We start from the raw sequence: 9,320 nt of genomic DNA, 5'->3' as shown, positions 1-9,320 counted from the left end.
GGCCGCGTTGCCCTCGAACAAGCGCGCGTCAATTGAAGGACACGCCACTAGCATGCGGGCGCGATGACGACGGGCGAGCGCATCAGGGCGCTGCCGGCGTGGGCCAAGATCACGGTGCCCGCTGCGCTGGTCGTCGGCGCGGTCGCCGTCGAATTCCTCGTGCTCGACACTGAAGCGACCACCAGCGTCCACGCGCAAGCGCCGCGCATCGGCCTTACCACCACGATCGCGACGAGCACGAGCACGACCAGCACTACCACCACGACGACGATTCCGCCGCCACCCGAAACGACGAGCGCGCCGGCACCGGCACCGGCGCCGACATCCGATCCCGCACCCCAACCGGAGCAGCCCGCGCCCGATCCCACGCCGTCGGTCCGGGTCGTCACCTACTCGATCGAGACCGACGGGCCCGTGGTCTCCGACGTCAACGAGCTCGCGAGCATCGCGGCGCAGACGTATGGCGACCCGCGGGGATGGACCGGCGCCGGGATCGAGTTCCAGCGCGTCGACAGCGGGGGCAGCTTCACGATCGTGCTCGCGAACGCGAACACGGTGCCCTCGTACAGCCCGGGCGTCTGCGACACGATGTACAGCTGCCAGTCGGGGCGTTACGTCGTGCTCAACGACGACCGCTGGTCCCAAGGTTCACCGAACTGGCCGGGAGCACTCGGCGCGTATCGCCAGATGGTGCTGAACCACGAGACCGGGCATTGGCTCGGGCTCGGGCACTCCCCGTGCCCCGGTCCCGGTGAGGTCGCGCCCATGATGCAGCAGCAGTCGATCGACATGCAGGGTTGTGTGCCGAATTCGTGGCCACTCGCGTGGGAACTGGACCGCGTGAGGCGGTAGCGGCGCTCTGAGCACTCGAATGAAGGGTCCCTGTATCGAGGGCTCCCGACTACGGCTCGGTGAGCCGTCGGCGAAGCTTGGCGAGCGCGCTGCCTTCGAGCTCGGTGAGATCGGCGTAGGCGTGCGGATCGACGCGGCGCTCCAGTGCGTCGAGGTCGATGGGAGGGGGCGACTCCTCGAGGATCACCATTACAGAACGCCCGCGTGTTCGCCGACGAGCGCGAGCACGGCGTCGCCGTACCGTTCGACCTTCACCGGCCCGACACCCGGGAGGGCGAGCAGGGCGCTCCGGCTACGCGGGCGCGCAGTTGCGATGGCTGCGAGTGTCGCGTTGTTGAACACGACGTACGCGGGAGCGCCGGATGCACGCGAGAGTTTGCCGCGCCACTCGACCAGTGCGGCATAGAGCGGCGCGTCGGCCTCCGGCACCTCGCGTTTCGAGCCCTTGCCGTTGCCGACCCGTGCACGCGCATCCGCGATCACGTGGCGGGGGTCGACGGCTTCGCTGCTGTCGGCAGAGTCGGTGCCGCCGATCGCCCGTTCTACTCGCGCCAGCCACGGGCTCGGGTTCCGGTTGGCGACGCGGACCCCGATGGTGCGCTGCCGTGACCAGCTCAGGTGGAGCGCGCGTTCGGCTCGGCTGAGCGCGACGTAGAGGAGGCGCTGCTCCTCGTCGAGCGCCTCGGAGGTTTTCGCGTGGGAGATCGGCACCAGCCCACGCTCGAGACCCGTGACGAAGACCGTGTCGAACTCGAGGCCCTTCGCTCGATGGAATGTGAGCAGCTCCACGGCGTCGTCGCCGGCACTCTCACCGTCGTCGCCCCGCAGCGCGGTCTGGAGAAACGCGAGGAAGCCGTCGACCGAGCCCGCGTGGCGGCCTGGTGCCGAGCCGGGACCGCCCTCGGTGTCGAGGTACTCGAGGCCGAGGCGCACCAGTGCGTCGAGGTGCTCCTGGCGTTCCTCGGACATCTCGTTCTCGTCGTGGGTGAGGGCGGTGAGGTGCTCGGCGAAGGTGCGGCCCGGTGCAGTTCGGGCCGATTGCCGCAACGCGTCGAGGGCGACCTTCACCTCGGGCCGCTCGAGGAAGCGCGCGCTCCCGCGCACGCGGAACGGAACACCGGCGCGGCTCAACGCCTCCTCGAACAACGCTGACTGCGCGTTGACGCGATAGAGGACCGCGAGGCGCGACCACCGCACCTCCGATCCGTGCGCGGCGCGGAGAGCACGCGCCACGCCGCGCGCTTCGTGGTCGTCGGTGTCGTAGGCAGTGACCGTGGGCGCCGGGCCGTCGGGGCGCGCGGCGCGGATCGTGCCACGCCGGCGCCGAGACCCGAAGACCGCGGAGGCGGCACCGACGATCTGCGGAGTGGATCGGTAGTTGCTCCCGAGGCGCACGACGCCGGCATCGGGGAACCGCTCGGGTGGGAAGTGGGCGACGAAGCGCACGAGGAACGAGGGATCGGCGCCGGCGAACCCGTAGATGGCCTGGTCGCCGTCGCCGACGACGCAGAGATCGGAGCGTTCACCGAGCCACGCGAGGAGGAGCCGGAACTGGGCCGGGCTCGCATCCTGGAACTCGTCGACGAAGAGATGACGGAACCGCCAACGCTGCGCGGCGGCGAAGTTCTCGTCGCGTTCGAGCGCGTCGGCGCATCCCCAGATGAGGTCGTCGAAGTCGACGAGCCCGCGGCGTCGCTTCTGCCGCTCGTACTCTCGGTACAACGCGGCGACCTCAGCCGCAGGGCGCGGCGGTGTGCGTGCCGCGACGGCGACAGCCTTCTCGTAGCCGTCGGGGCGCACGAGCCTCGACTTGGCCCACTCGATCTCGGACGCGAGCTCGGCGGCGAGCAGCCCCGCCTCGCGCCCGCGAACTGGCAGCAGCGGAACGAGCAAACGGACCTTGCGCTCGAGCAGCGCAGGCATCGTGCGTTGTTCGTCGGCCGCTCGACGCCGGAGCTGCGCGAGCGCGACCGCGTGGAACGTGCCCGCGGTAACGGCCTGCTCGACGCCGAGCCGCCCGAGGCGCGCGCGCAGTTCGCCGGCCGCCTTGCGCGTGAACGTGAGCGCGAGCACGTGACGCGGGTCGACCAGCTCCTCGCGCGCCTGCCACGCGATACGACGCGTGAGCACCCGCGTCTTACCCGAGCCCGCTCCCGCGAGAATCGCGAGCGGTGCGGTGCGGCTGGTGACCGCGTCGCGTTGCGTCGTGTCGAGACCGCGCAGCAGGTCGTCCACCGCGTGCACGGTACCGCCGGGGTATGACACCAAACGTGGTAACGAGGCCAGGGAAAATAGAGGAAGGCCCCGAGTAGTCTCCGCTGCGTCGCAGCTCGGATCTTCTCGGGGCCATTCCTTTCGGCCTTGCGGCCTGTCGGCCACGAGCCGACCGCCACCGACGTCCGGGGACGCCGCCAGCAGGTCCTTCTTCCCGGGTTGCCCCGAGATTCCGGCTTCGACTGCGTGGCCTCCGGCTCCCGTGCCGCTCGGGGGTGGTCCCGCTCGACCCGGATGCCGCACCGGCTCACACCGGCTCTCGCATCGTACGGACGCGGGCTGATGAAATCAAGAGGCAAAATGCCTGCGATGGGCCTACCCGTTTCGCGTGAGCAGTTCGAGCAGATGGTCGCCGACGCGCTCGATTCGATTCCTTCCGAGCTCGGTGAGGCGATGGACAACGTGGTGGTGGTGGTCGAGGAGTGGCCCACTCCCGAACAGCTCGGTGGCCGGCACGGCATGCTGCTCGGCCTCTACGAAGGCGTGCCGCTCACCTCGCGTGGCCCGCTGTCGTACGCCGGCGTCGCGCCCGACCGCATCACCGTGTTCAGCGGCCCGATCTGCCGGCTTGCCGACGACGCCGACCAGCTCGCGCGCAGCGTGCGGACGACCGTGCTGCACGAGGTCGGCCACTACTTCGGGATGACCGACGCGCGCCTGAAGGAGCTCGGCTGGGCGTAGGCGGAAGGGTGGGGCTGCGCGTTCCCCGGTTCGGGTTGCCGTACGCTTTGGCCATGGCGTACCCCAAGAACCTCATCCAGGACGGTGAGACGCTCGCGCTCGACCTCCGGCCGCACTGGTGGTACTTCTCCCGGAACATCCTCACCGGCATCCCGCTGTTCATCGTGCTGGTCCTCGTGCTGAACATCGACAACGACGACGTCAGCAAGTACCTGGGTTGGCTCGTCGGGATCATCGTGATCGCGTGGGCGGGTTGGCTCGTCCTCAAGTACTTCCAGTGGACGATGACGTACTTCGTGGTCACGAGCCGGCGCGTGATCTACCGCACGGGCGTGCTCTCGAAGAGGGGCGTGGAGATCCCGCTCGAGCGAGTCAACAACATCAACTTCCACCAGCGCATCATCGACCGCATCATCGGAGCCGGCGATCTCGACATCGAATCGGCCGGCAAGGACGGGCAGTCCCACTTCGACTTCATCCGCCACCCCGACGGCGTGCAGCACGAGATCTATCGCCAGATGGAGACGCGCAACATGCCGCAGATGCAACCGAGCCAGGTGGTTGCCCCTGCACCGACCCCGGCGGCCTCGGTGCCCGAGCAGATCGAGCAACTCGCCCGCCTCCGCGACCAGGGTCACATCAGTGCCGCCGAGTACGAACAGAAGAAGGCGCAGCTACTCGAACGGATGTAGCGCGCCGTCGACGGCTCGTGCCACGAACCCCGTGGGTTCCAGCCCGGTCTCCGTGCGATAGCGATCCATCGCGCGCGCCAGTACGTCGGCACCCTCGCGGCGAGGCGCGAGCGCGACGACGCAACCGCCGAACCCTGCGCCGGTGAGCCGCGCGCCCGCCGCGCCGCTCTGCACCAGGAGCTCGACCAGGACGTCGAGCTCGGGTGTCGACACCTCGTAGTCGTCGCGAAGGCTCGCGTGGCTTGCGAGCAGGAGGAGGCCCAACGCGTCGAGGTCTCCGGCGCGTAGTGCGTCGGCGGTATCGAGCACGCGCGCGTTCTCGGTGACGACATGACGAGCGCGCGGGAGGTCGGCGACCTGGTCGAGGGTCGCGTCCCGAAGTGCGGCGATCCCCAGCCGCGCCGCGATCTCCTCGCACTCGGCGCGCCGGGTCGCGTACGGGCTGTCCGCCAGCGTTCGTGGCAACCCGCAGTGCACGACGATCACTGCGAGGTCGCGAGCGATCGGCACCGGTTGGATCGTCGGCACGCGGCAGTCGATGAGCAGCGCATGCCCGGCTTGCCCGAACAGCGCCGCGAGCTGGTCCATCAGGCCACCGGGCACGCCCGTGGCCTCTACCTCCGCCGCGAGCGCGAGCCGCGCGGCCTCGATCGTGTCGAGCGACAGCCCGCCGAGGTCGGCGAGCGAGAGGGTCAGCGCCACCGACAGCGCCGAGCTCGACGAGAGACCCGACCCGACCGGCACCGAGGACGAGATCTCCAGTTCGGCGCCCTCGATCGCCGCACCCCGGGCGGCGAGGACCCGGACCGCGCCGGCGACGAAGCGGCCCCAACCCGGCTCGACGCTGCGAGGCTCGTCGCGGCCGTCGGCGGCCACCGCAACCTGGCCCGGGAGCTCGCGTGACCTGGCCCGCACCATCCCGTCGGACGCAGGCGAGGCCTCGACGACGCAGTCCCGGTCGATCGCCATCGGCAGCACAAAGCCGTCGTTGTAGTCGGTATGGTCGCCCATCAGGTTCACGCGCCCCGGGGCTCGGTACCGGCTCACCGCGGCGACACTACGACCCGCTCCGACTACAACCGCTCGACTTCACTGCTCGACTTCACTGCTCGACTTCACTGGGCGCCCGCCATCGTCGATACTGGTGGCATGACTCGTTTCCAGACTTCCTGGGCGATCGCCAAGCGGTCCTGGGCGGTCCTCAAGTCCGACAAGACCCTCGCGTGGTTCCCGGTGCTCTCGTTCCTGGGTTCGATCGCGGTCTTCGCGGTGTTCGGCGGGCTCGTTGCCGCCGCGGGCCTCGATCACCAGGGCAGCAAGGACTCTCTCGCGCCCATCGGCTGGGTGTTCATCGCCTTCGGCTACATCGCGCTCGCGTTCGTACAGACGTACTTCCTCGCCGCGCTGGTCGCCGGGGCCGACACACGGTTACGTGGCGGCAACTCCAGCGTCAGTGCCGCGATGGCCGTCGCCAATTCGCGGCTCCACCGTCTCCTGCCGTGGGCGATCGTGTCGGCGACCGTGTCGCTGATCCTCAACCAGCTCGAGCGTCAGGGCATCGTGGGCCGGATCATCGCCTCGCTGATCGGCCTCGCGTGGAGCCTCGTCACGTTCCTGACCATCCCGATCCTCGTGCTCGAGGACGTCGGCGTGGGCGCGGCGTTCAAGCGCTCGGGCGAGCTCTTCAAGAAGACGTGGGGCGAGAACGTCGTCGGGCAGGCAGGCCTCGGTATCGTCGGCTTCCTCCTCGTGCTGCCCGCGATCGCCGTGTTCGCGATCGGCGGCGCGCTCGGCGCAATCGGACTCATCGTCTTCGGCGGGATCGCGCTGGTGTGGGTCGTCGTCACCGCAACGGTGATGGCGGCGCTGAGCGGCATCTACCGCACCGCGCTCTACCACTTCGCCGCGACCGGTCAGGTGCCCGGCGACTTCGCAGACGTCGACTTCCGGGGCGCCTTCCAACCGCGCCGAGACAACGGTGGCTTCGGTGGCTTCGGTGGTGGCTTCGGCGGTTTCAGCAAGAACTGATCACCGGAAGGCGGGCAGTACCTCCGCCGCGAAGCGGTCGACGCCTTCCGGGTCGAACGGTGCTCGCAGCGCGAGGTTCACCTGTACGCATCCTGCGTCGGCGTACTCGCCGACGCGGTCGATCACTTCCTGCGTGCTCCCGATGAGCACGTTCGGACGGACGACTTGCGCGAGGCCGCCGAACTGCACCTCGAGGTCCTCGTCCTTCCACGCCAGCGCGAGGTTCACTGTGCAGTCGATCTCCGACGGATCACGTCCGACGGTCTCGCAATGACCATGCAGCACCTCGACCTTGTGGCGGTACATCTCAGGCACGACGAACGGCACGTTCCACCCGTCGGCGTACTGGGCGACGAGCTTCAGCGTGACCTTTTCGCCGCCGCCACCGAGCCACAGGGGCAGCCGTTCCTGGACCGGCTTGGGGTCGCAGCGCGCGTCGCGGAGTTGGAAGAACTCGCCCTCGAAGTTGGCGACGTCTTCGGTGAGGAGCGCGCGGATGCACTGGATCGCCTCAGCCACCTGACGGAGCCGAACCGGTGCCGGAGGAAACGGGATGTTGTACGCGGCGTACTCCGCCTGGTGCCATCCCGCGCCGAGGCCGCATGTGACGCGGCCGCCACTCAGGTGGTCGAGCGTGGCCATCGCGTTCGCGAGCACGGCGGGGTGGCGGTAGCCGACGCAGTAGACGAGGCTGCCGCAGCGCACGCGCGACGTGCTCATCGCGAGCGCGGTGTGCGAGGTGATCGCCTCGAGTGACACCGATCCCGAGCTCAGGCCAACGGCGGTGAAGGTGACGTCGGCGGCGTAGAAGTGGTCCCAGATCGAGATCCACTCGAAACCGTGCCCTTCGATCTGCTTCCAGAGCGCGTCGAGTTCCTGCGTGGTGGTGTTCTGCACGCCGGTGTGCACGCCGAATCTCACGGGCCCGGACCCTACGCGACACAACGTACAGTTGTCCCGTGGCTCCCTTGCTCGAAGTCGACACCTGGCCGGAGCTGCGCGATCCCGTCATGGTGATCACCCTCTCCGGATGGGTCGACGCGGGCCTGGCGGGGACGGGCGCGGTCGCGGTGCTCTCCGAGCAGCTCGACGCCAAGCGTGTGTTCGGGCGCATCGACCTCGCCGACCTCATGGACCTCCAGCAGACCCGGCCTACGGTTCACCTCGTCGACGGTGTGTCGCGCGAGATCACATGGCCCGCCATCGAGCTCGTCGCCGGCCACGGTGCGCGCGATGTCGTGATCGTCGTCGGCCCGGAGCCGTCGCTGCGATGGCGAGCGGTGCTCGGTGAGATCGTGGATGCCGCGCTGCGGCTCGGGGTCACACGCGCGTTCACGCTCGGCGGTATCCCGAGCGTCGCGTCGCATCGTCGTCCCGTCGAGGTACTCGTCACGGGAACCAGCGCCGATATCGTCAACGAGGCGGGCGCGTGGCGAACCGACTACACGGGCCCGACCGGCGCGCAGAGCGCGCTGCAAGTGCTCCTCGGCCAAGCCGGCGTGCCCACGATCGCACTCTGGGCCCAGGTGCCCCACTACGTCGCGGCCGGCCCGTCACCGCCCGCGATCCGCGCGCTGCTCGCGCGGATCCGCGATCTCGGCGGCCTGCAGGTCGACCTGTCGGTCCTCGACGACCAGGCACAGGCCTACATCCAACGCGTGGAAGAGGGCATCGCCGATCGACCCGACGTTTTGGAGGCGATCCGCCAGATCGAGTCCGGTACCGAGCCCGCAATCCCGAGCGGGGAGGAGCTTGCGTCGGAGATCGAGCGATTTCTGCGTGGCCAGCCCTGAAGGCACTCCCCTCGCGCCGGTAGGTGGCGGGCCGGCGGGCCGGGGCAGGGTCGGCCCGGCCGACCCACCAGGCTGATGTCGAGTAAACACCCGACAGGCACTGTGACGCCAGACACATCAAGACCGAGGCAGCGGAGTGGTTGCAACGTAGAACGTCTTTCCAACGGCTCGGGCGATTTTGCGAAATTTTCGGATGGGAGCAGACCATGAGCGTCGTCAGGATCAACGCCATCACGGTGCCGGCCGAGCGGGCCGGCGAGCTCGAGGCCCGCTTCGCGGCGCGCGCCGGCGAAGTGTCGTCGTCGCCCGGTTTCGAGGCCTTCGAGTTGCTCCGGCCCACCGACGAGCGAGACGTCTACCTCGTGTATACGCGCTGGAGCAGCGAGCAGGACTTCCAGGGGTGGGTGAACAGTCCCGCCTTCCAGCACGGTCACCGTGCCCACGGCACGCAGGGGCCGGTGAGCAGTCACAGCGACCTGTGGTCGTTCGAGGTGGTGCAGCACGAGGACGCAGTCGCTGGCTGAAACGCTCCATCTCGTAACGTGCCAGAGTGCGCGCGCTCTTCGACTTCCACAAGGTATGGGGCTACGTGGCGATCGTCGCGAACGCGATCGTGGGTGCGCTCGCACTGATCGCGTGGCGGGTTCGGAGCTGGCGCGGGCGATGGCTGTGGATCGTCACCATCATGGCCGAGTCGATGATGATGCTCCAGGTACTGGTGGGAGCGATCCTCGTGATCAGTGACGAGTACATCGCGCCGCGCTTCCACATGTTCTACGGCTTTCTCGCGTTCCTCACCGTAGGGCTCGCATACCAGTACCGCATGCAGATGCGCGGTCGCACCGAGATGTTCTACGGGCTCGTCGGACTGTTCATCATGGGGCTCGGCATCCGCGCCGTGCTGCAGGTGTCGTGATGGCGCGCCGACTCCGGGTCTTGCTCTTGTATGGCGGGCGGTCGGCCGAGCACGACGTGTCGCGAGCGACCGCCGTCGCGGTCG

General features: G+C 68.9%; 11 protein-coding genes. 7 read left to right on the top strand and 4 right to left on the bottom strand.

Annotation, left to right across the window (positions count from 1 at the left end; all coding sequences use genetic code 11):
- The first annotated feature begins 63 nt into the window (after positions 1-63).
- Positions 64-852, top strand: coding sequence for a DUF3152 domain-containing protein (locus WD271_00320; GenBank protein ID MEX1006271.1), 789 nt, complete (start codon positions 64-66; stop codon positions 850-852).
- A gap of 49 nt (positions 853-901) precedes the next feature.
- Here WD271_00320 and WD271_00315 read toward each other — a convergent pair whose 3' ends face one another.
- Both WD271_00315 and WD271_00310 read right to left on the bottom strand, forming a co-directional pair.
- Positions 902-1,042, bottom strand: a complete 141-nt coding sequence (locus WD271_00315) for a hypothetical protein (protein MEX1006270.1) — start codon at positions 1,040-1,042, stop codon at positions 902-904.
- The gene (locus WD271_00310; protein MEX1006269.1) at positions 1,042-3,087 is read right to left on the bottom strand and encodes an ATP-dependent DNA helicase UvrD2; all 2,046 of its coding nucleotides are present in this window, start codon (positions 3,085-3,087) and stop codon (positions 1,042-1,044) included. Before WD271_00310 ends, WD271_00315 begins: the two co-directional genes overlap by 1 nt.
- Before the next feature lie 348 nt (positions 3,088-3,435).
- Here WD271_00310 and WD271_00305 point away from each other — a divergent pair, with 348 nt between their 5' ends.
- Positions 3,436-3,807, top strand: coding sequence for a metallopeptidase family protein (locus tag WD271_00305; GenBank protein MEX1006268.1), 372 nt, complete (start codon positions 3,436-3,438; stop codon positions 3,805-3,807).
- Between the two features lie 53 nt (positions 3,808-3,860).
- On the top strand, positions 3,861-4,499 hold the full coding sequence (locus WD271_00300; protein MEX1006267.1) for a PH domain-containing protein: 639 nt from the start codon (positions 3,861-3,863) through the stop codon (positions 4,497-4,499).
- Here WD271_00300 and galK read toward each other — a convergent pair.
- On the bottom strand, positions 4,482-5,546 hold the full coding sequence (galK, locus tag WD271_00295) for a galactokinase (protein MEX1006266.1): 1,065 nt from the start codon (positions 5,544-5,546) through the stop codon (positions 4,482-4,484). The genes WD271_00300 and galK overlap by 18 nt on opposite strands.
- Before the next feature lie 102 nt (positions 5,547-5,648).
- Between galK and WD271_00290 the strand changes: the two genes are divergently transcribed.
- Positions 5,649-6,527, top strand: a complete 879-nt coding sequence (locus WD271_00290) for a DUF6159 family protein (GenBank protein ID MEX1006265.1) — start codon at positions 5,649-5,651, stop codon at positions 6,525-6,527.
- Here the strand turns inward: WD271_00290 and WD271_00285 are convergent, their stop codons facing one another.
- Positions 6,528-7,448, bottom strand: a complete 921-nt coding sequence (locus tag WD271_00285; GenBank protein MEX1006264.1) for an LLM class flavin-dependent oxidoreductase — start codon at positions 7,446-7,448, stop codon at positions 6,528-6,530. It lies immediately after the preceding gene.
- A 38-nt stretch (positions 7,449-7,486) separates the two neighbouring features.
- Here WD271_00285 and WD271_00280 point away from each other — a divergent pair, with 38 nt between their 5' ends.
- The 3 genes from WD271_00280 (at position 7,487) to WD271_00270 (ending at position 9,236) form a co-directional block, all read left to right on the top strand.
- Positions 7,487-8,320 carry a PAC2 family protein gene (locus WD271_00280; GenBank protein ID MEX1006263.1) on the top strand — a complete coding sequence of 278 codons (834 nt, stop codon included), beginning with the start codon at positions 7,487-7,489 and terminating at the stop codon, positions 8,318-8,320.
- A 206-nt stretch (positions 8,321-8,526) separates the two neighbouring features.
- Complete coding sequence (locus WD271_00275) at positions 8,527-8,844, top strand: antibiotic biosynthesis monooxygenase (GenBank protein MEX1006262.1); 318 nt, start codon at positions 8,527-8,529, stop codon at positions 8,842-8,844.
- 26 nt (positions 8,845-8,870) lie between these two features.
- Positions 8,871-9,236 (top strand): hypothetical protein, encoded by a 366-nt coding sequence (locus tag WD271_00270; protein ID MEX1006261.1) that lies wholly within the window; start codon positions 8,871-8,873, stop codon positions 9,234-9,236.
- The last annotated feature ends 84 nt before the right edge of the window (positions 9,237-9,320 follow it).

It is taken from the genome of Acidimicrobiia bacterium (assembly GCA_040880805.1).
Taxonomy (GTDB): Bacteria; Actinomycetota; Acidimicrobiia; order IMCC26256; family DASPTH01; genus DASPTH01.
This window is presented reverse-complemented; position numbering and strand designations above follow the sequence as displayed.